This window comes from Variovorax sp. GrIS 2.14, assembly GCF_046115955.1.
Lineage (GTDB): Bacteria > Pseudomonadota > Gammaproteobacteria > Burkholderiales > Burkholderiaceae_C > Variovorax.
This window is the reverse complement of record NZ_JBJXIA010000002.1, coordinates 266,312-292,034: the sequence shown is the minus strand read 5'-3', so window position 1 is coordinate 292,034 and position 25,723 is coordinate 266,312. Positions and strand designations below refer to the sequence as shown.

32 protein-coding genes and 1 pseudogene are annotated in these 25,723 nt (G+C 64.9%); 18 read left to right on the top strand and 15 right to left on the bottom strand.

The window, feature by feature from the left end; all coding sequences use genetic code 11:
* The 5 genes from RCH10_RS05150 (at position 1) to RCH10_RS05130 (ending at position 4,074) form a co-directional block, all read left to right on the top strand.
* A complete protein-coding gene (locus RCH10_RS05150) occupies positions 1–912 on the top strand; it encodes an alpha/beta fold hydrolase (protein ID WP_409051553.1) in 912 nt (303 codons plus the stop codon).
* Positions 909–1,766 carry an NADPH-dependent 7-cyano-7-deazaguanine reductase QueF gene (queF, locus tag RCH10_RS05145; protein ID WP_409051552.1) on the top strand — a complete coding sequence of 286 codons (858 nt, stop codon included), beginning with the start codon at positions 909–911 and terminating at the stop codon, positions 1,764–1,766. Before RCH10_RS05150 ends, queF begins: the two co-directional genes overlap by 4 nt.
* Positions 1,767–1,836: 70 nt before the next feature.
* A complete protein-coding gene (locus tag RCH10_RS05140) occupies positions 1,837–2,208 on the top strand; it encodes a response regulator (protein ID WP_187052807.1) in 372 nt (123 codons plus the stop codon).
* The gene (locus RCH10_RS05135; RefSeq protein ID WP_323497619.1) at positions 2,205–2,891 is read left to right on the top strand and encodes a hypothetical protein; all 687 of its coding nucleotides are present in this window, start codon (positions 2,205–2,207) and stop codon (positions 2,889–2,891) included. The genes RCH10_RS05140 and RCH10_RS05135 overlap by 4 nt, the downstream gene beginning before the upstream one ends.
* Before the next feature lie 94 nt (positions 2,892–2,985).
* Entirely contained in the window at positions 2,986–4,074 is a 1,089-nt protein-coding gene (locus RCH10_RS05130; protein ID WP_409051551.1) for an acyltransferase family protein, read from the top strand.
* Between the two features lie 41 nt (positions 4,075–4,115).
* On the opposite strand, the gene RCH10_RS05125 is transcribed toward RCH10_RS05130, so the two are convergent.
* Positions 4,116–5,309, bottom strand: coding sequence for a Y-family DNA polymerase (locus RCH10_RS05125; RefSeq protein ID WP_409051550.1), 1,194 nt, complete (start codon positions 5,307–5,309; stop codon positions 4,116–4,118).
* A 325-nt stretch (positions 5,310–5,634) separates the two neighbouring features.
* Between RCH10_RS05125 and RCH10_RS05120 the strand changes: the two genes are divergently transcribed.
* Entirely contained in the window at positions 5,635–7,005 is a 1,371-nt protein-coding gene (locus tag RCH10_RS05120; protein ID WP_409051549.1) for a hypothetical protein, read from the top strand.
* A 42-nt stretch (positions 7,006–7,047) separates the two neighbouring features.
* The gene (locus tag RCH10_RS05115; protein WP_409051548.1) at positions 7,048–7,815 is read left to right on the top strand and encodes an SDR family NAD(P)-dependent oxidoreductase; all 768 of its coding nucleotides are present in this window, start codon (positions 7,048–7,050) and stop codon (positions 7,813–7,815) included.
* A gap of 10 nt (positions 7,816–7,825) precedes the next feature.
* On the opposite strand, the gene RCH10_RS05110 is transcribed toward RCH10_RS05115, so the two are convergent.
* Positions 7,826–9,166 (bottom strand): MFS family transporter, encoded by a 1,341-nt coding sequence (locus RCH10_RS05110; RefSeq protein ID WP_409051547.1) that lies wholly within the window; start codon positions 9,164–9,166, stop codon positions 7,826–7,828.
* Positions 9,167–9,397: 231 nt separating this feature from the next.
* Between RCH10_RS05110 and RCH10_RS05105 the strand changes: the two genes are divergently transcribed.
* Both RCH10_RS05105 and trxC read left to right on the top strand, forming a co-directional pair.
* Complete coding sequence (locus RCH10_RS05105; protein ID WP_409051546.1) at positions 9,398–9,757, top strand: hypothetical protein; 360 nt, start codon at positions 9,398–9,400, stop codon at positions 9,755–9,757.
* 5 nt (positions 9,758–9,762) lie between these two features.
* A complete protein-coding gene (gene trxC, locus RCH10_RS05100) occupies positions 9,763–10,221 on the top strand; it encodes a thioredoxin TrxC (protein WP_187052798.1) in 459 nt (152 codons plus the stop codon).
* Here trxC and RCH10_RS05095 read toward each other — a convergent pair.
* On the bottom strand, positions 10,218–10,505 hold the full coding sequence (locus RCH10_RS05095; protein ID WP_323497608.1) for an AraC family ligand binding domain-containing protein: 288 nt from the start codon (positions 10,503–10,505) through the stop codon (positions 10,218–10,220). The two genes, trxC and RCH10_RS05095, sit on opposite strands and share 4 nt — an antisense overlap.
* Before the next feature lie 11 nt (positions 10,506–10,516).
* Positions 10,517–11,674 (bottom strand): alpha-hydroxy acid oxidase, encoded by a 1,158-nt coding sequence (locus RCH10_RS05090; protein ID WP_323500863.1) that lies wholly within the window; start codon positions 11,672–11,674, stop codon positions 10,517–10,519.
* 98 nt (positions 11,675–11,772) lie between these two features.
* Here RCH10_RS05090 and RCH10_RS05085 point away from each other — a divergent pair, with 98 nt between their 5' ends.
* The 8 genes and pseudogenes from RCH10_RS05085 to RCH10_RS05050 form a co-directional block, all read left to right on the top strand.
* Positions 11,773–12,201: a DUF1348 family protein gene (locus RCH10_RS05085; RefSeq protein WP_409051545.1), complete on the top strand. Its 429-nt coding sequence runs from the start codon at positions 11,773–11,775 to the stop codon at positions 12,199–12,201.
* Positions 12,202–12,281: 80 nt separating this feature from the next.
* Positions 12,282–12,725 carry a cyanase gene (gene cynS, locus RCH10_RS05080; protein WP_187052794.1) on the top strand — a complete coding sequence of 148 codons (444 nt, stop codon included), beginning with the start codon at positions 12,282–12,284 and terminating at the stop codon, positions 12,723–12,725.
* A gap of 99 nt (positions 12,726–12,824) precedes the next feature.
* Positions 12,825–13,187 (top strand): hypothetical protein, encoded by a 363-nt coding sequence (locus RCH10_RS05075; RefSeq protein ID WP_409051544.1) that lies wholly within the window; start codon positions 12,825–12,827, stop codon positions 13,185–13,187.
* A 195-nt stretch (positions 13,188–13,382) separates the two neighbouring features.
* The gene (locus RCH10_RS05070; protein ID WP_409051543.1) at positions 13,383–13,817 is read left to right on the top strand and encodes a hypothetical protein; all 435 of its coding nucleotides are present in this window, start codon (positions 13,383–13,385) and stop codon (positions 13,815–13,817) included.
* A gap of 213 nt (positions 13,818–14,030) precedes the next feature.
* Entirely contained in the window at positions 14,031–14,282 is a 252-nt protein-coding gene (locus RCH10_RS05065; protein WP_409051542.1) for a hypothetical protein, read from the top strand.
* Complete coding sequence (locus RCH10_RS05060; protein WP_409051541.1) at positions 14,279–14,620, top strand: hypothetical protein; 342 nt, start codon at positions 14,279–14,281, stop codon at positions 14,618–14,620. The genes RCH10_RS05065 and RCH10_RS05060 overlap by 4 nt, the downstream gene beginning before the upstream one ends.
* A 58-nt stretch (positions 14,621–14,678) precedes the next feature.
* A complete protein-coding gene (locus tag RCH10_RS05055) occupies positions 14,679–14,993 on the top strand; it encodes a hypothetical protein (RefSeq protein WP_409051540.1) in 315 nt (104 codons plus the stop codon).
* A gap of 99 nt (positions 14,994–15,092) precedes the next feature.
* A pseudogene (locus tag RCH10_RS05050) lies at positions 15,093–16,247 on the top strand (IS30 family transposase); the annotation flags it as partial.
* A 250-nt stretch (positions 16,248–16,497) separates the two neighbouring features.
* Here the strand turns inward: RCH10_RS05050 and cobF are convergent.
* The 5 genes from cobF to cbiE form a co-directional block, all read right to left on the bottom strand.
* A complete protein-coding gene (cobF, locus tag RCH10_RS05045) occupies positions 16,498–17,265 on the bottom strand; it encodes a precorrin-6A synthase (deacetylating) (protein ID WP_409051539.1) in 768 nt (255 codons plus the stop codon).
* Positions 17,266–17,281: 16 nt separating this feature from the next.
* A complete protein-coding gene (locus RCH10_RS05040; protein ID WP_409051538.1) occupies positions 17,282–17,968 on the bottom strand; it encodes an energy-coupling factor ABC transporter permease in 687 nt (228 codons plus the stop codon).
* Positions 17,969–18,059: 91 nt separating this feature from the next.
* The gene (gene cobM, locus RCH10_RS05035) at positions 18,060–18,827 is read right to left on the bottom strand and encodes a precorrin-4 C(11)-methyltransferase (protein WP_409051537.1); all 768 of its coding nucleotides are present in this window, start codon (positions 18,825–18,827) and stop codon (positions 18,060–18,062) included.
* 3 nt (positions 18,828–18,830) lie between these two features.
* The gene (locus RCH10_RS05030; RefSeq protein ID WP_409051536.1) at positions 18,831–19,241 is read right to left on the bottom strand and encodes a cobalamin biosynthesis protein; all 411 of its coding nucleotides are present in this window, start codon (positions 19,239–19,241) and stop codon (positions 18,831–18,833) included.
* A complete protein-coding gene (gene cbiE, locus RCH10_RS05025; protein ID WP_409051535.1) occupies positions 19,238–20,449 on the bottom strand; it encodes a precorrin-6y C5,15-methyltransferase (decarboxylating) subunit CbiE in 1,212 nt (403 codons plus the stop codon). Before cbiE ends, RCH10_RS05030 begins: the two co-directional genes overlap by 4 nt.
* Between cbiE and RCH10_RS05020 the strand changes: the two genes are divergently transcribed.
* The gene (locus tag RCH10_RS05020; RefSeq protein ID WP_409051534.1) at positions 20,436–21,236 is read left to right on the top strand and encodes a cobalt-precorrin-6A reductase; all 801 of its coding nucleotides are present in this window, start codon (positions 20,436–20,438) and stop codon (positions 21,234–21,236) included. The genes cbiE and RCH10_RS05020 overlap by 14 nt on opposite strands.
* Here the strand turns inward: RCH10_RS05020 and cobJ are convergent.
* The 6 genes from cobJ to RCH10_RS04990 are packed head-to-tail and all read right to left on the bottom strand — an operon-like array spanning position 21,197 to position 25,654.
* Entirely contained in the window at positions 21,197–22,015 is an 819-nt protein-coding gene (gene cobJ / locus RCH10_RS05015; protein WP_409051533.1) for a precorrin-3B C(17)-methyltransferase, read from the bottom strand. The two genes, RCH10_RS05020 and cobJ, sit on opposite strands and share 40 nt — an antisense overlap.
* Positions 22,012–22,743, bottom strand: a complete 732-nt coding sequence (locus tag RCH10_RS05010; RefSeq protein ID WP_409051532.1) for a precorrin-2 C(20)-methyltransferase — start codon at positions 22,741–22,743, stop codon at positions 22,012–22,014. Before RCH10_RS05010 ends, cobJ begins: the two co-directional genes overlap by 4 nt.
* Complete coding sequence (locus RCH10_RS05005; protein ID WP_323497597.1) at positions 22,740–23,369, bottom strand: precorrin-8X methylmutase; 630 nt, start codon at positions 23,367–23,369, stop codon at positions 22,740–22,742. The genes RCH10_RS05010 and RCH10_RS05005 overlap by 4 nt, the downstream gene beginning before the upstream one ends.
* Complete coding sequence (locus tag RCH10_RS05000) at positions 23,366–24,610, bottom strand: hypothetical protein (protein WP_409051531.1); 1,245 nt, start codon at positions 24,608–24,610, stop codon at positions 23,366–23,368. The genes RCH10_RS05005 and RCH10_RS05000 overlap by 4 nt, the downstream gene beginning before the upstream one ends.
* 5 nt (positions 24,611–24,615) lie before the next feature.
* Entirely contained in the window at positions 24,616–25,062 is a 447-nt protein-coding gene (locus tag RCH10_RS04995; protein WP_409051530.1) for a DUF1636 family protein, read from the bottom strand.
* A gap of 13 nt (positions 25,063–25,075) precedes the next feature.
* A complete protein-coding gene (locus RCH10_RS04990) occupies positions 25,076–25,654 on the bottom strand; it encodes a vWA domain-containing protein (RefSeq protein WP_409051529.1) in 579 nt (192 codons plus the stop codon).
* Positions 25,655–25,723: the final 69 nt, after the last annotated feature.

The following is a 25,723-nucleotide window of genomic DNA, read 5'->3' as shown; positions in this document are numbered from 1 at the left end:
ATGAAACTGACAGCCAACGGACTGAACATCGAAGTCGACGACACCGGCAACCAGGGCGATGTCGATCGTCCCGTCGTCTTGCTCATCATGGGCCTCGGCATGCAATTGATCGGCTGGCCGGAGCCCTTCGTGCAGGGGCTGGTGGATGCCGGCTTTCGCGTGGTGCGACACGACAACCGCGACATCGGGCTGAGCCAGGGGTTCGAGTCGGCCGGCAACGGCAACCTGATTTGGCAAACCATCCGGCAGCGCCTCGGCCTGCCGGTCCAATCCGCATACAAGCTGCAGGACATGGCCGCCGATTCGATCGGCGTACTCGACGCACTCGGCATCGCCAGGGCGCACATCGTCGGCGCGTCGATGGGCGGGATGATCGCGCAGCACGTGGCGTCGATCGCGCCCTCGCGCACGCGGAGCCTGATCAGCATCATGAGCTCCAGCGGCGCGCGCGGGTTGCCGGGTCCGCGGCGCGATGTCGGTGCGGCCCTGCTGCGTCGGCCGCTCGGCAAGACCGAGGCGGATCTGGTTGGCTACAGCCTGCGCCTCGTCAAGCTCATTGCGAGTCCCGCCTATCCGCAGCCAGATGCCGTGTTGGCCGATCGCATCGCGACCGGCATCCGGCGCGCCTACCGGCCGCAAGGCGTGGTGCGACAGATGCTGGCGATCGGCGCCGATGCTGGCCGCGAGAAGCTGCTGCCGAGCATCAAGTCGCCGACCCTCGTGCTGCACGGCGATGCCGATGCGCTGGTACCGATGCCCTGCGGCGTCGACACCGCACGCCGCATTCCGGGCGCGAAGTTCGTGGCCGTTCCGGGCATGGGCCACGACCTGCCGCCAGAGGTGCAGCAGATCCTCCTGAACCATATGGTGCCGTTCATGAAGTCGACCGAGACCAGCAGGGCTGCAGCATGACGATCGACAACACCGCCGCTCAATCGCAACTCGGGAAATCGTCGGCCTACGTCGACCAGTACGACCCAACGCAGCTGTTCCCGATTTCGCGCGCGACGCAGCGCGAAGCCATGGGCATCAAGCCCGGCGCATTGCCGTTTTTCGGCGCCGACCTGTGGACGGCCTTCGAGCTGAGCTGGCTCAACCCGCGCGGCAAGCCGCAACTCGCCATCGTGCATTTCACGGTGCCCTGCGAAACGCCCAACATCATCGAGAGCAAGTCGTTCAAGCTCTATCTCAACAGCTTCAATGGCAGCACCTTCGCGACGGCCGACGCGGTGCGCGAGCGTCTGCGTGCCGACGTCGCCGAAGCGTTGTGGCGCGGCAGCGATCGCCTCGAGGGCATCGGCGTCAAGCTCATCGTGCCCGACCAGTTCGACACCGAGCCGGTGCATGAACTCGACGGCCTCAACCTCGACCGGCTCGACATCGAGTGCACGCACTACCAGCCTGCGCCGGAGCTTCTCACCAGCGACGTCACGCAGATGGCAGTGACCGAAACCCTCACCAGCCGCTTGCTCAAAAGCAACTGCCTGGTCACCGGCCAGCCCGACTGGGGCAGCGTGCAGATCCGGTACAGCGGGCCGCCGATCGAACAGGCGGGCTTGCTCGCGTACATCGTGAGCTTTCGCAATCACAACGAATTCCACGAGCCATGCGTCGAGCGCATGTTCACCGACATCTTGCGGCAGTGCCGCCCGACCAAGCTCGCCGTGTATGCACGCTACACGCGGCGCGGCGGGCTCGACATCAACCCGTTTCGCACCAGCTGGCCCCAGGCTTTGCCGGCCAATGCGCGCACTGCGCGGCAGTAGGCACGCTCCTACATCACCGGTCGGCCGGGGCGCCGATACTCTTTAGCTTTGTGTGTCAGGAATTGCCCCAGTGAACGTGCTGATCGTCGACGACAACGAACCCGCTGCCGACCTCTTGCAGGAGTTGCTCTCGCTGCAGGACCATACGGCGCGATGTACCTACACCGCGCAGCAGGCCTTCGATGCTTCAGCCGCCGAAGTGTTCGATGCGGCGCTGATCGATCTCACCTTGCCGGACCAGCCTGGCACTGAGGTAGCACGGCGTCTGCGCGTCGAGGCCGGCAACCGTCCTCTGATGCTGGTCGCCATCTCGGGCTTCGCGGCCACTGATGCGACAGGTGCGGCCGGCCTGTTCGACCATTACTTGCAAAAGCCGATCGACTTCGACGCGCTCGACCGCATTCTCGCGGCAGCGGTTGCGCGTCCCGCGTCCGCTCGATGAAAGCTTCGCCGGGCGCCCGCAGCTGGATCGCCGCCGGGGTGCGGCACGAACTGTTGACGCGCGCGTTGCCCGCCCTGCGGCACGACATGGCCGCGCCGGTGTCGGTCATACGCATGGCGCTGCTGATGCTCAAGCGCCAAGTGGCCGCGCCGCAGATCGACGCTGCGGCAGTGGAGCAGCGTGTGTCTCTCATCGACAACCAGATCGGCGAATTGGTCATCGGCGTGCGCTCCTTGCGCGACTGGGAGCTCGCCATCGACGACGACGGCATCACGCGCAGCGTGCTGGTCGCCGAGTGCATCGGCCTGATGCGCGCCGCGTTCGATTTGAACGGCGTGCGCATCGAGATCGATCCGTCGCTTGAGGCTGCGACAGCACCGGCCGACGAGCCACGTTGGCCGAACGGTGCAGCGTTGCGCTACCTTTTTCTGGGCGCGATGGCGCACCTGCACGACAGCGTGGACGAGGTCGGCAGCATTGCCGTGAGCGCCGACGGTGCGAACGCCTTGCAGCTCACAGCCTCCGTGCGCTCCGCCGAGATCGCCGATCGGGTGGCCGATGCGCATCGCGCACCGCGGGCGCTGGCCATCGATGCAATAGCAATGCAATCGCTCGCCGATGATCTTGGCTATGCGGTCTCCGTCGCGCCGGACTCGGTGCGGCTGGTGCTCGCGCCCGGCTGAGCCGGCGCCGACGCAAACGACTTCCTGTTCTGATCGCAGGCCAGTCCCCGAGTTTGGCGTGCCGTTCCAGGCTGAAGCCGGTTAGCCTTACAAGATGTATCAATCCATCCAGGCCTGCCGTGCGGTTGCAGCGATCCTTGTCGTTTGTTTTCACCTGGCGGCCAACCTTGCCAAGGACAAGTACTTCGGCGCTGACGCAGCATCCATCGAGCGGTTCTGCTCCTTCGGCGGCACCGCTGGCGTGGCGTTCTTTTTCGTGCTGAGCGGCTTCATCATCGTGTTGATGCACCGCAAGGATTTCGGCGTGCCCGAGCGCCTGGTCTCCTACTTGCGCAAGCGCGCTGTTCGCATCTACCCCACCTATCTTTTCGTCTTTGCCGGGGTGTATTTGCTGGCGTTGACGGTTCCTGCCTTGCGCGATGCGATGCCGACTGACGCTGGGGTTCTCGTGAAAGCACTTCTCCTATTGCCGCAAGACCCGGCGGTGGTGGGCGGCACCGGTGCGCCGGTGATCATCGTGGCTTGGTCGTTGCAATACGAGTTGATTTTCTATGCCGTTGTCGGGCTTGCCATCGTTCATCGCTTGTTCTTCGCTGGTGCCGTCGTGTTGTTCGCAGCAAACTTCATCTGGCACGTTTTGTCGGGCAGCCAAGCCTTTCCGGGCGCGTTTTTCGCCAACGATTTGATGCTGCTGTTCGGCATCGGTGGCGCAACGGCGTGGGTGGTCCAGAGCGGCTGGCGCATGCCGCACCCGATGCTCGCGGCGGTGCTGGCAGCTGGCGCGTTTTTCACGGTGGGTGCCATGGAAGTGGTGTTCCGTGACGCCTGGCCAAAGCCCGCACTCGACCTCGGCTATGGGCTGTGCGGCGCAACCCTGATCGTGGCCCTGGTCCAGGCCGAGCAGCGCTGGCCCGAGCGATTTCGCAATCCTTTCGTGTCGCTGCTCGGCGATGCCTCTTATGCGCTCTACCTGATCCACTTCCCGCTGATCGCGGTGCTCTGCAAGCTCGCCGTGGCCGGCGGGTTGCGCGGTGGCTCCGGCATGGTGCTGTCATTCGTCGGCATCTTTGCCGCCTGCATTGCGACTTCGGTGCTTTTTCATCTGTGGATCGAGCGGCCGACGCTCAGGGCGCTGTCGCCGGCAAAGCCGGCCCGGATGGCCGCAGATCCCGCATTGCGCTGAGTCGGAGGCTTGCTGTGTCGCCTGCGCGCGCGCTGCACACGTCAAAAGAGTGAGGGCGTACGGGCGGCGAGGTCGTCGTCGGTGCGCGGCCGGTTCGCTGTCGCTGAGGCGGCGAGAGTCAGAGTTCCTACGCGCACGCCCAGCAGCCGGAGCGGGCGTTCCAGCGACACCCGTTTCAAGCATTGGCCGGCGATCTGACGAATGGTCTTTCCGTCGGCGGTGAAGGCGACCATCGTCTGGTCGCGCGTGGCGATCTTGAAGTCGTCGTAGCGCAGCTTGATGCCGATCGTTTTGCCGACATAGCCCTTGCGTTGCAGGTCGTCGGCCAGCTTCTCGCAGAGCTGCGTGAAGATGGCGCCGAGCTGCGCCCGATCGCGCACCGCGTGCAGGTCGCGCTCGAAGGTGGTCTCGCGGCTCATCGACACCGGCTCGCTCTCGGTCACGACGGGCCGGTCGTCGCGACCCCACGACACCTCGTGCATCCAGGCGCCGCTCGCCTTGCCGAAATTGGCGATGAGCCAGTCGCGGTCTTTGGCGGCGATCTCGCCCACGGTGCGAATGCCGAGGCTCTCCAGCTTGGCATCCGCCTTGGGCCCGATGCCGTTGACCTTGCGTGCGGCCAGCGGCCAGATTCTGGTCTGGACGTCTTCTTCGTAGACGATCGAGATGCCGTTGGGCTTGTCGAACTCGCTCGCCATCTTGGCGATCAGTTTGTTGGGCGCGACGCCGATCGAGCAGGTCAGGCCGGTCGCCTGGAAAATCGTCTTCTGGAGGAGCCGTGCCAGCACCCGGCCGCCTTCGCGCTGGCCACCGGGCACGTCGGTGAAGTCGACATACACCTCGTCGACGCCGCGGTCTTCAACCAGCGGGGCGATCTCGCGGATCGTGTTCTTGAACAGCCGCGACAAGCGCCGCACTTCGTCGAAATCGACCGGCAGCACGATGGCCTGCGGGCACAGCTTGGCGGCCTTCATCATGCCCATGGCAGAGCCGACGCCGAACTGCCGCGCCGCGTAGGTGGCGGTGGTGATGACGCCGCGGCCGACATAGTCCTTGAGCAATGGAAACGCGGCGACCGGGATCTCGTCCAGCGCCAGTTCTCGCCTGTGTTCGCCTTCACCCTGCGCCTGTCGCAGCGCTTCGTCGACACGCCGCCGGCCGCCACCGATCACCATCGGCAAGCCCTTCAACTGCGGGTAGCGCAGCAGTTCGACGGACGCGAAGAAGGCGTCCATGTCGAGATGCGCGATGCGGCGAATCGGCGGTGGCGACGGTGTAGGTGTCGGTGTCGGTGAATTGGATGAAGTCGCGGGAGTCACAGTGCATCGATTTTCGCTGCAGTGACAACATGCTGCCGACGCGCTGCTCGGCGTGACCGCCGACGGCTTCGTGCGCAACTATCCGGAGCTTTGGCGGGCGGCCGAGCGAGTACCTCGAAGTGGTGCTGAGACGGCGCTGACGCTGCATCGAACCGACCGAGCGCGCTCGACGTTACAGTGGCTCGCGGTAGCGACCGCGATCCTCTGGAGTGAGCCTTTGAATTTTTCCTATCGACCGCTGATGCGCACGATCGTTGCGCGTTGCGTGCCCGCCCTGATCGCGACCACTGCGCTCTTTGCCACGGTCGGTATCGCGCACGCCGCCGAGCCCGTGCCGCCCCGATCCGCCGGCTGCCCCGCCAGCGTACCAACCGATGCGCAGTGCTACACCGGGCGCGACACCGAAGGCGCGCTCTACTGGATCGCCATCCTCGCGCAATGGAATCGCGTGCTGGTCATGCATTCGCACGGCGGCCCGGAGACCGGCGCCCCCACGCTGGAGCGCGGTGCCGAAGACCTGAAACGCTGGTCGGTCATGGTCAAGGCCGGCTATGCATGGGCCGGCTCGACCTACCGGCGCGGGGGCTACGGCGTGACGATGGCGGCAGAAGACACGGAGCGGCTGCGCAAGATTTTCATCGCGCGTTTCGGCCAGCCGCGACGCACCATCCTGCACGGACAGAGTTACGGCGGCGGCGTTGCGGCGAAAGGTGCCGAACTTTATGGACCGGTAGCTGGCGCAACACCCGGCGCGCGATCTGAACTGCAGCCGGCCTACGACGGTGTGCTGCTCACCAGCGGCGTGCTGGGCGGTGGCGGCAACGCCTATGAGTTCCGGCTCGATCTGCGTGTGGTCTACCAGTACATATGCCGCAACCATCCACGGCCCGACGAGGTGCAATACCCGCTTTGGATGGGACTGCCGCTCGACTCGAAAATGCATCGCGCCGACCTGGCTGCGCGGGTCAAGGAATGCACCGGCGTCGGCTTGCCAGCCGCGCAACGCAGCCCCGAGCAAGCCGCGCATCTGAAGACGATTCTGTCGGTGGTGAAAGTTCCGGAGCGCACGCTGCTGTCGCACCTGCAATGGGGCACTTCGCTCTTCCAGGACCTGACGCAAAAGCGTCTCGGCGGACGCAATCCTTTCGGCAACGCGAAGGTGGTCTACAGCGGTTCCGACGACGATGCGGCGCTCAACGCCGGCGTGCTTCGCTACGAGGCCGATCCGCAAGCCGTCGGCGCACTGGCTGAAGACAGCCGGCCGACAGGGCGTCTCCGCTTGCCGGTTCTGACGCTCCACGCCATTCACGACCCGACCGCCTTCGTCGAGCTTGAAAGCACGTACCGCGACATCGTGGAAAGCGCCGGTGCCTCGCAGTGGCTGGTGCAGACTTTCGCCGACGAGGCCGAGCACAGCTACCTGAGCGATGCCGAATACCCGGCGCTGATGACGGCGTTGCTCGACTGGATCGACAAGGGCGACAAGCCGTCGCCGCAAAAGGTGGCGGCGCTGTGCGCTCAGTACGAAGCAGGCTTCGGCAAAGGCTGCCACCTGCAGCCGGACTACCGACCGCCGCCGCTGTCTTCGCGGGTGCCGGCGCTGGGTCGCTGAATTCGCCGATCGAAAATCGAGCCATACAGAAAGGCATATTTCATGGGCAATCGAAAAGTCTGCGTCGTCACTGGCTCGTCGTCGGGCATCGGGGCTGCCACTGTGCGGCTCTACGCCGGGCACGGCTGGGACGTGGTCGTCAACTACTCGCGCGACCCGACGCCAGCCGAGGCGGTCGCAGACGAATGCCGGGGACTCGGCGTCGATGCGCTGGTCGTCAAGGCCGATGTCTCGTCCGACGCCGATTGCCGGCGGCTGGCCAGCGAGGTCGATGCCCGCTTCGGCCGCGCCGACGTGCTGGTCAACAACGCCGGCACCACCAAGTTCGTCGCGCTGAAAGACCTCGACGGACTCGATGCAGAAGACTTCCAGCGGATCTACGCGGTCAACGTGATCGGCCCATACCAGATGAGCCGCGCACTGGTGTCGCTGTTGAAGCGCAACCCGGTGACCGGCATCGTCAACGTCTCGTCGATCGCGGGCCTGATGGGCACGGGATCATCGATCGCCTACATGGCGAGCAAGGGCGCACTGAATGCGATGACCGTGGGACTGGCGCGTGCGCTCGGCCCCGATATCCGCGTCAACGCGATCGCGCCGGGACTGGTCGAAACGCCGTGGCTGCAGAACGGGCTTGGCGCCGAACGCTATGCGCAGACGGTGCAGGGCTACAAGGCGCGCTCGGCACTCGATGCGGTGATGTCGCCGGAGGATGTCGCCGACGCCGCATGGTGGCTGGGCGCCGGCGCGGCCAAGACGACAGGCGAAGTGCTCTTGCTCGACGCCGGGCTGCGGCTTACCCGTGGTTGAGGTATGGGCGCTAGTGATCGTGGTGCAGGTAGCTCGCGGTGCGCGGCAGGCGCAGGCTCACGAAGAACGCGATGACCATCATCGTCGTCACGTACCAATAGAAGGCCGACTCGTGACCCAGTGACTTGAGACCTAGCGCAACATATTCGGCCGAACCGCCGAAGATCGCATTGGCCACGGCGTAAGCCAGGCCGACACCCAGCGCACGCACTTCAGGCGGGAACATCTCGGCCTTCACGATGCCGCTGATGGACGTGTAGAAGCTGACGATCGCCAGTGCCAGGATGATGAGCACGAAGGCCATCACCGGGCTTGTCACATGCTGCAGGCCGGTGAGGATGGGCACGGTGGTGAGCGCACCGAGCGCGCCGAAAAGCAGCATGTTGTTGCGCCGTCCGATGCGGTCGCTCAGCATGCCGAACAGCGGCTGCATGCACATGTAGACGAACAGCGCGCAGGTCATGATGTAGCTGGTCGTCTTTATCGGCAGATGCACCGTGTTCACCAGGTACTTCTGCATGTAGGTGGTGAATGTGTAGAAGATCAGCGAGCCGCCGGCCGTGTAGCCGAGCACGGTAAAAAACGCAGCCTTGTGGTTGCGGAAAAGGCCGGCCAGCGAGCCCGCGTCTTTATTGCCACGTGCCTCGGCGGTTTGCGTTTCTTTCAGCGTACGACGCAGCAGCAGTGCGATGACCGCGGTGATGGCGCCGATCACAAAGGGAATGCGCCAGCCCCACGCCTTGAGTTCGGCCTCGCTAAGCAACTGCTCCAGGATCACCACCACCAACACCGCCAGCAACTGCCCGCCGATGAGCGTCACGTACTGGAACGACGAGAAGAAGCCGCGCTGGCCCTTGAGCGCAATCTCGCTCATGTAGGTCGCTGTGGTGCCGTACTCGCCACCGACCGACAGTCCCTGGAACAGTCGTGCCACGAGCAACAGAAATGGAGCCCATGCGCCGATCTGCGCGTATGTCGGCAAGCATGCGATGGCGAGCGAGCCGGCGCACATCATGGTGACCGAAATCACCATCGAGTTCTTGCGACCGTAGCGATCTGCCACGCGGCCAAAGAGCCAGCCGCCGATGGGCCGCATCAAGAAGCCCGCGGCGAACACGCCCGCGGTGTTCAGCAACTGTGCGGTCGGGTCCGCCTTGGGAAAGAACGATGGCGCGAAATAGAGCGCGCTGAAAGCGTAGACATAGAAGTCGAACCACTCGACCAGGTTGCCGGACGAGGCCGCCATGATCGCGAAGATGCGGTGGCGCTTTTCGGCGGCGGTGTAGTCGGGTTCGGTGTATGCGACGGGCTCGGTGGACCCCTTGAAAGCCGGCGGAATGGCGGTGCTCATGCTGCTTATTCTGTGCCGATCATGCGTGCGGCGCTGTCGGCGCGAAGCGCATTCCTCTCGCCGTCAGCATAGGTGGAACGTTCGGCGGACGCTGGCAGGACGGTGGCGGTGGTCGGCGGGGCCATTGAGCGTCGCCAACCTTGAAACCGTGTCGGCCATCGCCCCGCCGCGGGTCTTTTTATCGGCGCTGGCGGGCCTTGTATTCGCTTGCCGCGACCCCAGTTTCGAATCATGAAAACCACCCAGACCTTCACCACCAATGCCGTGCTCGTTGCCCAGCTGCTGGAGCGACTGGAGCACGGTGGACATCCCGATGCCGGGCAATACCGCCTCGTCGCCGAGCGGCTCGGCCAGGAGCTTTCGCGCATTGCCGATATCGACGCGCTCAACGCCGTGCTCGAAGCCCATCCGGCGGCTGCGGAGGTTTACGAGAACATGAACTACCAGCATGCCGGCCTGTCGCGCTCGCGGTTGGATGCATCGGTGGCTGCGGAATTGAAAGCGCGTGAGGCGATTGCCCGCGCGATGAAGCCGACGACGGCCGGCTCGGCACACGGCCCGGCCGAAGGCGGGACTTCAAGCGAGGGCTGATTTCCATGAGCGAGTCGCTTCACATCGTCTGCCCGCACTGCCACACCACCAACCGGGTGCGCAGCGAGCAACTTGCGAGCGCGCCCGATTGCGGGAGTTGCCACAAGGCGCTGTTCACGGCGCACTCGACAGCGCTGAACGAGTCCGCCTTCGACCGGCATGTCGCGCGCAACGACCTTCCGGTGCTCGTGGATTTTTGGGCGCCATGGTGCGGGCCGTGCCGTCAGATGGCGCCCGCTTACGAGCAGGCCGCAGCGCAGCTGGAACCGCGGGTGCGGCTGGCCAAGGTCGATACGGAAGCGGTGCCCGCTCTGGGGTCGCGCTTCAACATTCGCAGTATCCCGACGCTGGCACTGTTCGTCGGTGGACGTGAGGTGGCGCGGCAGGCCGGCGCGATGGGCGCGGCCGATATCGTGCGATGGGTGCAGGCGAATACACCTGCAGCACCTGCTTCGGCTACTTAAGCTACAGCGTGACGGCGTGCGGCCCAGTAGGTCGCGCCTTCGACGCCATAGCGCTCCGAGTGCGGCGTTCCGTATTCCAGCGCAAAGGTGTCGCCGGCCAACAGATGGCGCGTGTCGTCGCCGACCTTCAGCCACATCTCGCCTTGCACCACCAGCGCTTCGACGCTGAACGGATGTGTGTGCAGGTCGACCGTCTGGGCGGCGTCCCAGACCCGCGGCGCGACCTCGTCGAAGCCCTTGGCGAGGGCATCGACTTCGAATTGCTGAAACGTAGGAAGGCTCATGGTGTTCTCCATCAGAAAGTGCCGGGCAGCAGGATGCTCGAATCGACCTGGTCGATCTGCGTTCGCCCGCAAAACGCCATCGTGATGTCGAGCTCGCGGTGCAGGATTTCGAGCGCGCGGGTCACGCCGGCTTCACCGTAGGCACCGAGCGCGTACAGAAAACTCCGGCCGATCATGGTGCCGCGAGCGCCCAGCGCACGCGCCTTGAGCACGTCCTGGCCGCTGCGAATGCCGCCGTCCATCCACACCTCGATCTCGGTCCCGACCGCTTCCGCGATGGCCGGCAGCGCCTCGATGGACGACTGCGCGCCGTCGAGCTGACGGCCGCCATGGTTGCTGACGATCAGCGCATCGGCACCGCTCGATGCGGCCAGCCGCGCGTCTTCGACATCCATGATCCCTTTCAGGATCAGCTTGCCGCCCCATAGCTTCTTGATCCACTCGACATCGGCCCAGCTGAGCGTCGGGTCGAACTGCTCGGCCGTCCAGGACGACAGCGACGACAGATCGCCGACATTCTTCGCGTGGCCGACGATGTTGCCGAAGCTGCGGCGCTTGGTGCCCAGCATGCCCATGCACCAGCCCGGCTTGGTCGCGAGGTTGATGAGGTTGGCGAGGGTCGGCTTGGGCGGCGCGGTCAGGCCGTTTTTGATGTCCTTGTGGCGCTGGCCCAGCACCTGCAGGTCGAGCGTCAGTTGCAGCGCGGAGCAGTTGGCCGCCTTGGCGCGTTCGATCAGCCGCTCGATGAAGTCGCGGTCTTTCATGACGTAGAGCTGGAACCAGAACGGATGCCGGTCGGTGCTCTCGGCGATGTCCTCGAGCGAGCAGATGCTCATGGTCGACAGCGTGAACGGAATCCCGAAAGCCTTGGCCGCCTTGGCGCCGAGGATCTCGCCATCGGCGTGCTGCATGCCGGTCATGCCCGTGGGGGCGATGGCGACAGGCATCGACACCGGCTGGCCGATCATGGTGGTGGCGGTCGAGCGGCCTTCCATGTTGACGGCTACGCGCTGGCGCAGCTTGATCTTCTGGAAGTCGCTTTCATTGGCGCGGTAGGTGCCTTCGGTCCATGAGCCCGAGTCGGCGTAGTCGTAGAACATGCGCGGCACGCGCCGCTTGGCGATCACTCGCAGGTCTTCGATGGTGGTGATCTTGGAAAGGTCGAGCACGTGTGGGTTTCTTTCGGCGTTTGTCTCTTTTTCGCAGTCATTCATTATCATGGTTCGGCCGCTGTCCTGCCTTGCAACACCCCGACTGAAAGCCGTTCATGGAAGCCATCTCCCGCCCGCCGCTGCCGCCGTTCACCCTTGAATCGGCCCGCCAGAAAGTGCAAGCCGCCGAAGACGGATGGAACACGCGCGACCCGGTCCGCGTGAGCCTCGCCTACACGCCCGACACCGAATGGCGCAACCGCGCCGACTTCCTCACCGGGCGCGAGAAGGTCGTCGAGTTTCTGACGAGCAAGTGGGCACGCGAACTCGACTACCGCCTGAAGAAAGAGCTCTGGGCCTTTACCGACAACCGCATCGCGGTCCGCTTCGAATACGAGTGGCACGACGACAGCGGCGCCTGGTTTCGCAGTCACGGCAACGAAAACTGGGAGTTCGCGGAGAACGGATTGATGCACCGGCGCTTCGCCAGCATCAACGACCAGCCGATCAAGGCCGAAGACCGCAAGTTTCTCTGGGCTCGCTAGCAAGCGTCGATCGGCACGGCAGTTGCTTGCGCGAACCTCTGTCTGCATCTGTATTTCAACCCATCCCAAAAGTAACCTTTATGAACCGCAACGACATCACTGAGAAGATCATCACCGTCAAAGTGTCCAAGGGCATTCAGTGGGCCGATGTGGCCCAGAAGGTCGGCCTGTCGAAAGAATGGACCACTGCCGCCTGCCTCGGCCAGATGACGCTCGACGCACAACAGGCCGCGACGGTCGGCGAAATCTTCGGGCTTACGGAGGAAGAGCAGAAGTGGTTGCAGGTCGTGCCGTACAAGGGCTCGCTGCCAACCGCTGTGCCGACCGATCCGCTCATCTACCGCTGGTATGAAATGGTCAACGTGTACGGCACCACCATCAAGGAACTCATCCACGAAGAGTTCGGCGACGGCATCATGAGCGCGATCGACTTCAGCATGAACATCCAGCGCCAGGGCGACCCGAAGGGCGACCGGGTGAACGTGGTGTTGTCGGGCAAGTTCTTGCCTTACAAGACGTACTAGAAGTCTCGAGGGATCATTGCCTGAGACCGGATGGCCGCGCTCGGCAGACTTGGATTCATGCTTGAGTCGATAGGATCGCCGCACCCCCTCAAAGCCAACATGACCAAGCGAAACACCGAAAAGATCCTGCGTACCTACGGCTTCTGGATCCTGGCGTCGCTGCGCGATGAGTGCCGCGAGTTCCTCGAAGCAACGACCCTCAAGGAATTGATCGGGAGTCCGGGCAATCTACGGTCGGTGGCGCTGTTTCGCGATCAGGAGGATGGGACGGTCGAAGTGGTCATCATGGCGTTGTGGGACTCGATGGAGAGCATCAAGGCATTCCTTGGCAAGCAGGATTTGCGCAAGCCCAGGATCGACCCGACGATCGACGCCAAGCTTTTCGACCGCGAGCCCTATGTGCGGCAGTACTCGCTCTCCGACCCGGACGCGCTCGCGCTCATCCCGCCGAGTTGGCGGTAGGTCTCAGTTAGCTTTCAGTAGCCAACCGGCGTACAAGAACGAAGGTCGCTCCAGCGGTGCAACGGGCTTTGGAATTTTTGAACCGGTCTCATCGCAGCGGCATCAAAGCGCTGTGGACAGAGACTAGAGTCGCTTAAACACAATCGGACGCTCTGCAGAGCTCGTCGGCATTTGATGCACATTCGCCAGCAGACCTTGAACGACATTTCGACATGCCTCAACGAAAACGGCTGCAACTATTCGGTGTTCTTGCGTGCGTACACCACACCACGTCGCGCAAGAAGCGTCTCGAGCCAGCTCATTGCGGATGCATTGGCGCGCGCTGACGTCGTGGCCGAGGAGATTCGTGCCGTCTCAGCCATCGAAGCAATCTCAGAAACTCGCTCGTGCCTCACATACATCGGCTCTCAGGCCGACGGTCCCGATCCAGCTTCGTTGCGTTCGGCGCAGTTCACGAATGCACTGGCTGCCTTGGCGAGTCAAATCGAAAGTGCGGCCCACAGGGCGATTTCTGTTGAAACGTTTCGGCTGGCAAGCGGACATCCCGCCTATCCAGTGTTCTGGGATTTCGGGCTTCTCATCACAGGGGCAAATGAGGCGGAGATGCTGATTGGCTCTAGTTCTGACTAAGGGAAGAATGGCCGCTTTCGGGCCAGGAGCGGTCGTTCGTCCTCGGCCGCCGATTTCCACTCAGGCGGCGCCTGTCTTTGAATATACGTTCGCGACAGTTGCCCGTTAGGCGACATTGGGCACGGCGCATCACCTTCATTCGGTCGGTGGCTGACGAACTCTACGGCTGGCGAGGTAGATTGCCTGCAAATGAAAAGTACACGAACCACCACCATGCTTTTGTTGGCGGGGTTTGTTGCGGGGTCGGCGCTCGCCCGCATCTATTACTTCAAGCTGATCATCGTCCGTGGCTGGCATCGGATCGCGCTGGAACAGCTTGGTCTCCTGGGTTATTGGTTGACTGTTGCGGTGCCGGCAATGGTCATCACCGCCTTGGCCTATTTCTGCTGGCCGCGACGTGCCTTGCCTGCGAATGCCGCAGCCAGAAGACGCCGTGCGGCGCCGCTAAGAGCAAGCTCTTCGTGAACCTCATCAAGAAATTATTCGCAGACCCTCTGTTTCCAAGGATCTGTACTCTTCTACTCGGCGTTCCGCTTATTGCGCTTCCCGCAATAATTCTCTTTGCACCGGGGCCAAGACTGGATTCTTGGCTAGTCGTCTTTCTGATGGTGATTGGCTTGCTTGGGGTTGTTCTCGTTGGCGCCGCTCTGATCGGTGATGATCGCTCGGTCGACGGCGCAGCAACTGCCGCCTCTGCGGACGTAAGCGAGTCGGCATTGGTCTTCTACATATTGATCGCGGTTTTGGCAGTACCCCTCACTCTTGCGCTCAGGCAGATTTGGCCTAGAAAAGACCAGCCATGATTTCGGCAGTCGGCCAAAAGCGGTCGCTCGTGAAGGCCGTTCATAACTGGAGAAACAAATGACGCTCCGCACAGAAGTACGACAACTTGCAGAACTTGGTCCGCTGCCAGCGGAGCGCTCGGCGTCCACCGAGGTCGTTGGACGTTATGAGGACCTCATCCGCGCTATTTCTCGGCCCGTCTCGGATGAAGAAGCGCGGGCATTGGCCCGTCTCTTTGGGCCGGATGGTTTCTTTGGTTTGGCATTTGCACTCGTTCATCTCATTGAGTCCTCGCCTGGTTGGCCCCTGGCCGGTGTGCTGGCGGACCAATCGAACGAATGGCTTCAGGACTTGCAGGGCCGGGTGTCGCGAAAAGCGGATAGCGAGGCTTAAACGGCCGCTTTTGAGCGGCGTGTACGGCCGCCTTGGGCGGCGGATTCAACGGGTCGATGCAACACACTAAGAACTGCACAGGCAGAAGGAGTGTTGCAAATGAAGTACCGGACACGAACCCACTACTCGGACAGTCAGAAGGCGTTGATGTGGGAGCGCTGGAAGACCGGCTGGACTCTTCACCAGATCGGCCAACTCTTTGATCGACCGCACACGTCTATCCAGAACATTCTGGCGAGGACGGGTGGAATTCGACCGCCACAGCGATGCCGTTCGGCAGCAGCGTTGTCCTTGAGCGAGAGGGAAGAGATCTCGCGAGCGCTGGCGACAAGCGAATCGATTCGCTCAATCGCTGCACGGCTCGGTCGAGCGCCATCGACAGTCAGTCGCGAAGTCAAGCGCAATGGCGGCCAAGATAACTATCGGGCGGCCCAGGCCGACAGTGCGGCATGGGATCGGGCTCTCCGTCCCAAGCAATGCAAGCTTGCTGAGAACCGTCCCCTTGCGCGGCTCGTGGCCGATAAGCTGCGCCTTCTGTGGTCACCTGAGCAGATCGCCGGATGGCTCAAACATACTTACCCGGGCGATGAGAGCCATCACGTGTCACACGAGACCATCTACCGCAGTCTGTTCATCCAAGCGCGTGGTGCTTTGAAGAAGGAACTGCTGGAGCATCTGCGACGAACTCGCGGCATGCGCCGCTCACGGCACTACACACAGAAGACGGCGACCCACGGGCAAATCGTGGGCGCCGTGTCGATCAGCGAGCGACCAGCGTCTGTTGAGGATCGTGCAGTGCCTGGCCACTGGGAAGGCGACTTGGTGTTTGGCAGCGGTAACAGCCAGATCGCCACGTTGGTCGAGCGCCAGACGCGGTACGTCATGTTGGTGAAGGTGGACGGGAAAGACACTCAGACCGTCGTGAATGCGCTGATCAAGAATGCTCGCAAGCTCCCTCAGGAGCTCTACAAATCCTTGACCTGGGATCGAGGTAAAGAGATGGCCGCCCACAAGCGGTTCACGATGGCCACCGACATCCAGGTCTTCTTCTGCGATCCGCAAAGCCCTTGGCAACGCGGAAGCAACGAGAACACGAACGGCCTGCTCAGGCAGTACATGCCAAAGGGCATCGACATCTCTGGCTACTCACAACATCAGCTCAATGCGATTGCGAGACAATTGAATGAGATGCCGCGCAAGACGCTCGGCTTCCAGACGCCCGCTGAGATGTTCAGCGAATCTGTTGCATCGACCCGTCGAATCCGCCGCCCTAAGCAGACGTCCGCCTGGGGAGAAAAATCCCACTTGGTTGGCCTATGCAATAGGAACAGTTCACCAACTGTGAACTCAGCCCTGCTGATCGCATCACAACCGCTGCAACCGCTGTTGATGTTGCAGAAGTTGCCAGCGCGGACCTGCTTTCGGGCCGCGCGCTTAACCCTCGAGAGAACGTGCGCTGGTGTCCGCCACCCGCAAAGGCCAGCCACTGTCTGCTGCAGACATCTCACTCGCGTCGCAGCAGGTAAATGTCCATGATCCACCCATGTTCGACGCGCGCCTCGGCACGGGCCGACAAAATGCGCGGCCCGGTACTGGCCAGCGGACCGGCCAGCAGCAACTCGTGCGGCATGCCGAGATAGGCGGCCCAGTAGATGTGCAGACGCTCCGGAGCCAAGGTCTGGAAGGCGCAGGCGCCGTCGAGCATCACCACGACAGTCTCCAGGCCGACCGGCCAGCCGCCTTCGCGCAGCTGACGCCCGGTCGTGATCAGCACCGGGCCGCCCAGCGTGTTGAGCGGGATGGCGTGCGCAGCGGTCAGCAATTGCAGGCTGCTCAGGCCAGGGATCACTTCGACGCGAAGTGCCATGCCGGCGGCCTTCAGTTGCCCGGCGATGCGAAGACTGGAGTCGTACAGCGAGGGGTCGCCCCAAACGAGCAGGGCGACACGGCCGCCCTGTGGCCGGTGGGCGGCAATCTCGCGCGCCCACGTCGCGGCAATGGCCGCGTGCCAGTCGTGCACGCCGTCGAGGTAGCGTGGCGTGGCGCTGTCGCGCACCGGCAGATCGAATTCCACCAGCCGGGCCGGGCCATCGAGATGCGTTGCACAGATCGTGCGGCGGAGTTCAGCCAGATCGGCTTTGTCGAGGCCCTTGCGAGGAATCAGGATCAGGTCGGCCCGGTTGAGGGCGCCGATGGCCTGGAGCGTCAGGTGCTCGGGATTGCCGGTCCCGATGCCGATCAACATCAGCTCGATCAGCGGCGCGGCATGCATCGGCACCTTGCGTGGCTCAAGCGGCGTGGTGCAGACGATGTGTCAGCAGCACCGACCCACGCGCGCCGGAGCGAGCGCGCAGCCATTTGGCGGCGGCCAGCACGCCGAGATCGATCAGCGGCTCCAGCAGCACGACGCTCATGTACGCGGCACCGAAGCTGCCGACGCTTTGCAAAGTTTCAGCGCCGATGCCACGACCATAGAGGGTCCAGAAGGCCACCCACGCGACGATGCCGCCCTGGAACACCACCGACATCTTGAGCACGTGCGCGTAGCCAAGATCGACATAGGCCAGCTTGGCCGGCAACACCCGCTTGGCCACTGCCTGCATGGCGAAGAGCGCGGCCAGCAGCGTGGTGACGTTCATGCCGTATTGCGCCAGGTCTTGCGGCTCGAAGAACAGGCTTTGCAGTGCCAGCCCTGCGGCCAGACCGATGGCAGTGGGCGCAGCGCCCAGCATCAGGAACAGGGACGAGCCAAGGATCAGATGGACCTCGGACACGCCGACAGGCACGTGCGGGAACACTTCGAAGAAGACGAACACAAGCACTGCGGCGATCACACTGCGCAGCAGCAGTGAGAGCGCTCCTTCCTGGCGAACGTGGTCGAGCGACAGCTTGGCGGCATAGAACGCGCAGGCGCTCGCTGTGACGTAAGACAGCACGATCTTGCTGCTGTCGACGATTCCGGGTTCCATGTGCATGGCTAGGATTCCTTGGGGTTGAGTGCGGCATTTGGCGCCGCGAGAGGTGGAAAAAAATGAAAACAGAGCGGGCGGGCATAAGACCTTGCGGTCAGCCCGCTCCGGCTGCTGATGGCCGGAATCTTCGGTCGTAGTCGGTCGCATACAGCCGGCTGTCACTGAAGCCTTCGGCCGCCAGCGCAGGGCCGACCAGGATCAGCGCGGTGCGTTCAACCCCCGCGCCCATGACGGCCTCGATGGTGGCCAGCGTCGCGCGGAAGATCTGTTCATCGGGCCAACTGGCGCGATAGACCACGGCGACCGGGCAGGCAGCGCCGTAGAACGGCGTCAGTTCGGCGACCACTTCGGCCAGCTTGTGGATCGACAGGTGCAAGGCCAGCGTGGCGCCGGTGGCGGCAAAGTTGGCCAGGCTTTCGCCTGCTGGCATCGGCGATGCCCGGCCCGATGTGCGCGTCAGCACCACCGATTGCGCCAGCCCTGGCAGCGTGAGTTCGGCACCCAGTGCGGCTGCGGCGGCCGCAAACGATGGCACGCCGGGTGTGACGGTGTACGGGATGCCAGCCGCGCGCAACCGGCGCAGTTGCTCGCCCATGGCCGACCACACCGACAGGTCGCCTGAATGCAGCCGCGCTACATCGTGCCCGGCGGCGTCTGCGGCCACGAACTCGGCGACGATTGCATCGAGGTCGAGCGGCGCGGTATTGACGATGCGCGCTCCGGGCGGACAGTGCGCCAGGATTTCTTCGGGCACCAGCGAGCCGGCATAAAGACAAACCGGACAACGGTTGATCAGGTCGCGTCCGCGCAGGGTCAGCAGGTCTGGGGCACCGGGGCCGGCGCCGATGAAGTGGATGGTCATGAGTCAGGTTTTCCGTTGTGGGGCCAGCGCAGCGATGGCGCAGGTGGCGAGGCGATCGGTCGACACGACGCGCGGGTGCAACAGCATGGCGCCCGGACCGCTGTGCACCAGGGCAGCGGCCAGTGCCGCGGCCTCGGCGGTGCTGCCGCTGCCGCGCAGCGCGCGGACTGTGGCGCTGTCGGTCAAGGTCGGTGTGCTGTTGAGTTGCGTCGCACCGACGGCATGCACGGGCAGGCCCAGTTCGTCGGCCAATGCGCGCAGGCTCAGTGCTTCAGCCTTGTCATGCGCTACGGCGATCAGCGCGATAGAGCGCAACGGCATCACACGAGGCATGGCTGAAATCGCTTGGGCCAGCGCATCTCGCAGCGATTCCAGCGTTGCGCCGTGTCGAAATCCAAATCCGGCCACCGTCATCGCGTGGCACTCCACTGCACCACCGGGTACGCGGCACGCCATCCGCGCCGTGTGCCCAGTGGCGCCGCCTCGGCCAGTTCGATGCGCAGCAGGCTGCCGCCGGCGCGCGCGTGCCAATGGCCCAACAGTGCTTCGGATTCAAGTGTCACGGCATGGGCCACCACACGGCAGCCTGCAGGCAACAGGTTCCACAGCGCCGTCAGCAACTCGTCGCTCAGACCACCGCCGATGAACACCGCATCGGGCGACGCCAGGTCCGTCATGACGTCGGGTGCGCGTCCCGTTACCAGCACCAATCGGTCGACGCCCAAGCGGTCGGCGTTGCCGCGCAGTCGGGCGGCGCGCTCTGGGTCGGCCTCGACAGCCACAGCCTCGCACCGGGGGTGCGCCAGCAGCCATTCGATGGCGATGGAACCCGACCCGGCACCGATGTCCCACAGTCGCTCACCCGGGCGCGGTGCCAGCGCGCACAGTGCCAAGGCACGCATCCTTTGCTTCGTGATCTGGCCATCGTGCGCAAACACACTGTCGGGCAGGCCGGCGCTGCGCGGCAGGGCCAGGCCGGTGCCAGCCACCTCCAGCGCCACGGCCACCGGATGACTCACATCGGTCAGATTGAAGTCGCAGGCGATCACGTCGCGCCGCTGCTCACGCGGGCCACCCAAGGCTTCGAGCACGCTCATGAGACTGTCACCGAAATCGTTATCGACCAGGTAGCGCGCCAGGTCTGCGACGGCCGCCCCGTCGCGCAACAGCAGCAGCAACCGTGCGCCCGGGCACAGATGAGGGCGCAGGCGGGACAGCGGCGCCGCGTGCAGGCCAAGGCAGGTCACGAGTTCCAGCGCCCAGCCCAGGCGCGAGGCCGCCAGACCGAAGGTCGATACGACGGGCAAGGCATGCCATTCGTCAGCGCCAAGATGGCGCGTCACCGAGCTGCCTGCGCCAAACCAGAACGGATCACCGGAGGCCAGCATCGCCACGCGGCGCCCGCGCTGTGCCAGCAGCATTGGGATGCCCTCGGCAAAGGGCACCGGCCATTCGAGCCGCTCGGCTCGCAGCGTGGGCAACAACGCCAGATGGCGTGCGCTGCCGGCCACCAGTTCGGCCTCGTCGAGGGCCGCACGGCTGGCCGGCGGCAGGCCCTGCCAGCCGTCTTCGCCCAACCCGATAATCGACAGCCACGGTGCTTTTTTGATGACTTCAACCACGCGCAATATCCTCATCCTCGGCGGTACGCTGGAAGCGAGCGCAATGGCGTCGGCGCTGGCCGAACGTGGCGAGCGCGCCGTGTTGTCGTATGCCGGCCGGGTGGCCCAGCCCAGGGCACAGCCGGTTGCGGTGCGCGTCGGCGGCTTCGGCGGCGTCCCCGGCCTGGTGCGCTATCTGCAGGCCATGCAAGTGACGCACTTGGTGGATGCCACGCACCCCTTCGCTGCGCGCATGAGTGCCAATGCCGTCGCCGCCTGCGCGCAGGCCGGCGTTCCGTTGCTGGCGCTGACACGCGACGCCTGGCAGCCCGGCCCCGGCGACCGCTGGCAGCCGGTCGCCGATCTGCCGGCGGCCGTTGCGGCGCTGGGTGGTCCGCCGCAGCGCGTCCTGCTGGCCTTGGGCCGCATGCATCTGAACGTTTTCGCAGCTCAACCACAGCATCACTACATCCTGCGGCTGGTCGATCCCCCCGAGCAGCCGCCACCGTTGCCGCACCACACCGTCGTGATCTCGCGTGGCCCGTTCGACGTGGCGGGCGACATCGCACTGCTGCGCGATCACCAGGTCGACCTCATCGTCTGCAAGAACGCTGGAGGCAGCGGCGCGCAGGCCAAGCTGCACGCGGCACGCGCGCTGGAGCTGCGCGTTTTGATGGTGGCGCGACCATGGCTGCCGGCCCGGCACGAGGTCACCCAGGTGGCCGAGGTGTTGCAATGGCTCGGGCATGGGGAGCGCGGTGTGCAGCTTCATGCAGCCACCTCGCGCGGCGCCGAACGCGGCGTGTAGACCCAGGGCTGGCCGTCACGGGCGATGACGCGCGTCAGGCTGGAACCGACGATGACCACGGTGCGCATGTCGGCCATCTCGGGCAAGGCGTCTTGCAAGGCGATAACGCGCAGGGTCTCGTCGGGGGTGGACACGGCGCGGGCAAAGATCACCGGGCGGTCCGGGCTTCCGGCCGCAGCGCAAGCCTCGCGCAGCACTGCCAGCGTGCGGACAAAGCCCTCGGGTCGTGAGACCGAGCGCGGGTTGTAGAAGGCCATCGCGAAGTCGGCTTGCACAGCCAGTCGCAGCCGGCGCTCCACCAGCGCCCAGGGCTTCAGGTTGTCGGACAGGTTGATGGCGCAGAAGTCGTGCCCCAGCGGCGCGCCGGCACGTGCCGCGGCCGCCAGCATCGCCGTGATGCCGGGCAGCACCCGCACGTCCAGTCGGCGCCACTCGGCCGGACCCGCTTCGACAGCCTCGAACACAGCCGATGCCATGGCGAACACGCCCGGGTCGCCTGAGGACACCACGACCACGCGCCGGCCTGACGCGGCCATCTGCAAGGCATGTGTGGCACGGTCCAGCTCGACCCGGTTGTCGCTGGCATGCAGCGTCAGGCCGGCGCGCGGTGCGACGCGGGCCACGTAGGGGATATAGCCCACCACGTCGGTGGCGTCGGCCAGGGCAGCTGTCACCTCCGGTGTCACCCAATCTTCAGCACCCGGGCCGAGCCCGGCGACGACCAGCCGGCCCGCCGCATTCGCCGTCGCTGCATTGACACTCGTGGTCTTGTCACTCATGGCCGGCGTCCCTGCCCATGCACCAGCACGATCGAAAAGTAAGGCGTGATGCGCCCTTCGACTTCGACCAGCCGCACCACCTTCTGGCCCGGCATGGTGGCGTATTCAACCAGCCATGCATCATTCAGACGGCCGGCAGTGGCCAGTGCGCGCCGCACCTTGTCGATGTGGCGCCCGATTTTCATCACCACCAACGCGTCGCTGTCAGCCATGTGGCGTGCCAGCTTGGCCTCGGGCAGCGTGCCCATCAGCACAGTCAGCACGTCGTCGCCCCAGGTGATGGGCTGGCCGGTGGCCGTCCACGCGCCCGACATGCCGGTGATGGCCGGCACCACCTGCACCGGATGCGTCCCGTTCAACCGGGTGTACAGGTGCATGAACGAGCCGTAGAAGAACGGGTCGCCTTCGCACAGCACCACCACGTCGTGACCGGCATCGGACAGCGCGCGCAGGTGCGCTGCGCAGTCGGCATAGAAGGCGGACAGGGCCTGGTTGTAGGCCGGGTCGTCCACTGCAATTTCGGTGGTGACCGGGTACTCCATCGCGTGCTCCACCACGCCTGCGGGCAGCAGGCCATCGACGATGCGCCGCGCCTGACCGGGCCGGCCGGCCTTGCGAAAGAACGCCACGTGGGTCGCGCTGCACAGCAGGCGGTGCGCACGCACGGTCATCAGGTCCGGCTCGCCAGGGCCAAGACCCAGCCCGTAGAGGGTGCCGCGTGCGCTCATTCCAAACGGCTCCCGAGGGCGTTGATCGCCGCCACTGTGATGGCGCTGCCGCCCAGGCGGCCGACCACGATGCAGCAGGGGACAGGTTGTTCGGCCCACAACGCATCCTTCGATTCCGCCGCGCCGATGAAACCGACCGGACAGCCGATGATGGCCGCAGGTCGTGGGCAGGTCGGGTCCTGCAACATGTTGAGCAGATGGAACAAGGCCGTCGGGGCATTGCCAATCGCCACCACGGCGCCCTGCAGGTGAGGCCGCCAGAGCTCCAGCGCCGCGGCGGAGCGGGTGGTCGACATGGCTTGCGCCATCCCGGGCACGGCCGGGTCGTGCAAGGTGCACAGCACGTCGTTGCCGCCGGGCAGGCGCGAGCGGGTCACGCCCTCGCTGACCATGCGCGCATCGCACAGGATCGGCGCGCCGGCCGCCAGCGCCGACCGCGCCGCGTGCACGAAGCCAGACGAAAAGCGCAGCATCGCTTCAAGCCCGATCAGGCCCGCTGCGTGAATCATGCGCACCGCTATCGGCTCGTCGTCGGCATCGAAGCGTGCGAGGTCGGCCTCGGCGCGGATCATGGCAAAGGAACGGCGATAGATCTCGGCGCCGTTGGTTTCAAAGCTATGGTTCAAGGGGCTCCAATGCACAGGCGCAAGTTTTCAGGAGACAGTCCAGTTTGCGCAGGCGCGTCCCCGGCGCGGCCATTGCGCACCAGGTCGAAGGTCCCGCTGCGGCCGACCAGCGTCAAGTCGGCGGCACCGGAACGAGCGCACCCTTTGGCGCAGCCGGACACGTGCAGGCTGCGTGGTGCCTCAGGGCTGTCAGTGAGCAGTTGCCGAGCGAGTGAAAGGGCCAGGGCGCGCGTCGCCACCGTGGCCGACGCGCACGCCGGAGCACCGGGACAGGCGTCCACGCGCAGCAGGGGATCGTCAGCCACCGTGATGAATGCGGTCGATTCCCGCCACTCGCCTCCTTCCAGAATCAGGCCGCGTTGCGATGTCAAGCGCAGGGCGACGGCACCGCTGTCTTGCAGCAAGTGGCCCAGCGCAGTCGCCGCAATTTGACCAAAGGCCACGCCGTAGACCGGTCCGAGCTGCGACATGCCAGGCCTCGGCGGCGCGGCCGAAGGGGCCGCGGTGTCGAGCGGCGCATCTCCACGGGGCACTGCGCACACCTGCTGAAGCCCGCGCATGCGTCTCGATGGTGGCGCCACGGACCCCGCAGTTGCCGCAAACCAAACGGCCATCGCGAGTGCCATTGCAACAGCTTCCGCTACGTCGTCTCGCGGTACCAGATGTCCGGCCGCAGCACCATCGGCGCGGACGATGAGTCCGCCCGAGCGGGCACGCTCTATGCGGATGTCAGCCGAGGCCTCCGTCAACACCGGTGCCGGCCCCGCATCCACGGCAAAACCGAATTTGGAGGGCAAGGCTGGCAACTCACCCAGACGCGCCAGCAGTGCACTGGCGATGCGTTGCGTGTCATCGCCGGCCTGCCAGCAGGGCGCGACCAGAACGGCGGGCCCGGCTTCGTGTGTGGCGTCGACATCGACCAGCCCCAACCTGCAAAGCGCCTCCACCACGGCGTCGTGGTCTTCTGGCCGGACACCGCGAAGTTGCAGATTGGCACGGTGAGTCAGGTCGATCATTCCCGAGCCCAGGCTTTGCGCAAGCTCGCACAGCCCCAGCGCCTGATCGCGCGTCATTCTTGCCAGTGGCGGCCGCACCCGCAGCAACAGCCCATCGCCCGAGGCCATGGCGCGATGCGCACCAGGGCACCAGCCTTTGGCTTGAGGACGCACACCGGACGACCCCGGAACGCTGGCCGGTTCCGGAGGCGTCGGCATCGGGAGCGTGACGCGGATCGAGGCCATCAGCGTCAGGCCACCGCAGCCATTGCTGCAACGACTTCCACTGCGGTTGGCAACGACGTCATCAGCGGAGGCAACTTGCCCAGGATGCCACCGCGTAGCCGCTCCGGGCGCTGGCTGCGCAGCAAGGCGCCGTCGGCGTTGTCTGCGTGCAGCTGTCCGCAAGCCAAGACTTGCGCGGCAGTTTCGATATCGGCGACGAGGTCTCCGAAATAGTAGGTGGGTTTGCCTGCTGCCTGGAATGCGACGGTGCAGGCCCTTTCGCAACCGCTCATGCAGGCAATGCCGCGCACATGGATGCCGGCCCGTCGTGCGTCGAGTTGCAGCGCCAGCACGGCGTCGAACAGGATCGTTCCGGCAGCGGGCAACTCGCGTGAAGCACCGGCAGGTCGGCAGGTCGTGCAGATAACGATTTCAGTAACCTGCGCAGGGAGAACTTCAAGGGGCATGGTCATCGGTATTCAGGATTCAGGTAGGCCGGCTGGCAAGACGATGTTCGGCGCCCCAGCGCAACGCCCAAGCGGTACAGCGGCCGATGGAGTTCGCAGGTTCGTCGAAGTCAACGATCACGACATGCCCGGCGAGTTGCGGTACGACCGGCTGTTCCAGCGTGCGGCCATCGGTCAGCAGCCACAGCCAGGTTTCGGACGGGCCATTACGACGCTGCGCGAGACGCAGCAGCTCGTCGGACTCGGCCAGCGCATGCGTCAGCGGAGTGCCCCCGCCACCGCCCAGCGGTCGAAGCTTCGCGCGGCCGGAGGCGCGGGCCGGCCCGGGTGGCAGCTGCAACACCACGCCCTGACCGCCAAAGCACAGCAGTGCCACGTGGTCGCCAACGCGGGCGGCCTGCTCGATCAGCCACTGCGCATGTCCTTTGGCCAGCGCAAGGCGCCCACGCTGGCGCATCGAGCCAGAAGTGTCGAGCACGATGAGGTGCAACCTGGCGTGCTTCACCAGCCGCTCGGCATAGCGCAGGTGGAGACTCTGGAGCGGCTGTGGGCCTTTGGCCAGCAACGTAGGCAACCACGCGACAGGGCCACGCGCCAAGCCCTCGACGGGCTGCCTTGGCGCATGGAGCGTCGATGAGGGATGGGGTTTCGGCCCCCGCAGACCGGC

What these genes read in the sequence shown, in the direction of transcription:
- RCH10_RS05150 (WP_409051553.1), top strand. Translation starts at nt 1, where the DNA reads ATGAAACTGACAGCCAACGGACTGAACATCGAAGTCGACGACACCGGC.
- queF (WP_409051552.1), top strand. Translation starts at nt 909, where the DNA reads ATGACGATCGACAACACCGCCGCTCAATCGCAACTCGGGAAATCGTCG.
- RCH10_RS05135 (WP_323497619.1), top strand. Translation starts at nt 2,205, where the DNA reads ATGAAAGCTTCGCCGGGCGCCCGCAGCTGGATCGCCGCCGGGGTGCGG.
- RCH10_RS05130 (WP_409051551.1), top strand. Translation starts at nt 2,986, where the DNA reads ATGTATCAATCCATCCAGGCCTGCCGTGCGGTTGCAGCGATCCTTGTC.
- RCH10_RS05125 (WP_409051550.1), bottom strand. Translation starts at nt 5,309, where the DNA reads ATGGACGCCTTCTTCGCGTCCGTCGAACTGCTGCGCTACCCGCAGTTG.
- RCH10_RS05120 (WP_409051549.1), top strand. Translation starts at nt 5,635, where the DNA reads ATGCGCACGATCGTTGCGCGTTGCGTGCCCGCCCTGATCGCGACCACT.
- RCH10_RS05115 (WP_409051548.1), top strand. Translation starts at nt 7,048, where the DNA reads ATGGGCAATCGAAAAGTCTGCGTCGTCACTGGCTCGTCGTCGGGCATC.
- RCH10_RS05110 (WP_409051547.1), bottom strand. Translation starts at nt 9,166, where the DNA reads ATGAGCACCGCCATTCCGCCGGCTTTCAAGGGGTCCACCGAGCCCGTC.
- RCH10_RS05105 (WP_409051546.1), top strand. Translation starts at nt 9,398, where the DNA reads ATGAAAACCACCCAGACCTTCACCACCAATGCCGTGCTCGTTGCCCAG.
- trxC (WP_187052798.1), top strand. Translation starts at nt 9,763, where the DNA reads ATGAGCGAGTCGCTTCACATCGTCTGCCCGCACTGCCACACCACCAAC.
- RCH10_RS05095 (WP_323497608.1), bottom strand. Translation starts at nt 10,505, where the DNA reads ATGAGCCTTCCTACGTTTCAGCAATTCGAAGTCGATGCCCTCGCCAAG.
- RCH10_RS05085 (WP_409051545.1), top strand. Translation starts at nt 11,773, where the DNA reads ATGGAAGCCATCTCCCGCCCGCCGCTGCCGCCGTTCACCCTTGAATCG.
- cynS (WP_187052794.1), top strand. Translation starts at nt 12,282, where the DNA reads ATGAACCGCAACGACATCACTGAGAAGATCATCACCGTCAAAGTGTCC.
- RCH10_RS05075 (WP_409051544.1), top strand. Translation starts at nt 12,825, where the DNA reads ATGACCAAGCGAAACACCGAAAAGATCCTGCGTACCTACGGCTTCTGG.
- RCH10_RS05065 (WP_409051542.1), top strand. Translation starts at nt 14,031, where the DNA reads ATGCTTTTGTTGGCGGGGTTTGTTGCGGGGTCGGCGCTCGCCCGCATC.
- RCH10_RS05055 (WP_409051540.1), top strand. Translation starts at nt 14,679, where the DNA reads ATGACGCTCCGCACAGAAGTACGACAACTTGCAGAACTTGGTCCGCTG.
- cobF (WP_409051539.1), bottom strand. Translation starts at nt 17,265, where the DNA reads ATGCATGCCGCGCCGCTGATCGAGCTGATGTTGATCGGCATCGGGACC.
- RCH10_RS05040 (WP_409051538.1), bottom strand. Translation starts at nt 17,968, where the DNA reads ATGCACATGGAACCCGGAATCGTCGACAGCAGCAAGATCGTGCTGTCT.
- cobM (WP_409051537.1), bottom strand. Translation starts at nt 18,827, where the DNA reads ATGACCATCCACTTCATCGGCGCCGGCCCCGGTGCCCCAGACCTGCTG.
- RCH10_RS05030 (WP_409051536.1), bottom strand. Translation starts at nt 19,241, where the DNA reads ATGACGGTGGCCGGATTTGGATTTCGACACGGCGCAACGCTGGAATCG.
- RCH10_RS05020 (WP_409051534.1), top strand. Translation starts at nt 20,436, where the DNA reads ATGACTTCAACCACGCGCAATATCCTCATCCTCGGCGGTACGCTGGAA.
- cobJ (WP_409051533.1), bottom strand. Translation starts at nt 22,015, where the DNA reads ATGAGTGACAAGACCACGAGTGTCAATGCAGCGACGGCGAATGCGGCG.
- RCH10_RS05010 (WP_409051532.1), bottom strand. Translation starts at nt 22,743, where the DNA reads ATGAGCGCACGCGGCACCCTCTACGGGCTGGGTCTTGGCCCTGGCGAG.
- RCH10_RS05000 (WP_409051531.1), bottom strand. Translation starts at nt 24,610, where the DNA reads ATGGCCTCGATCCGCGTCACGCTCCCGATGCCGACGCCTCCGGAACCG.
- RCH10_RS04995 (WP_409051530.1), bottom strand. Translation starts at nt 25,062, where the DNA reads ATGACCATGCCCCTTGAAGTTCTCCCTGCGCAGGTTACTGAAATCGTT.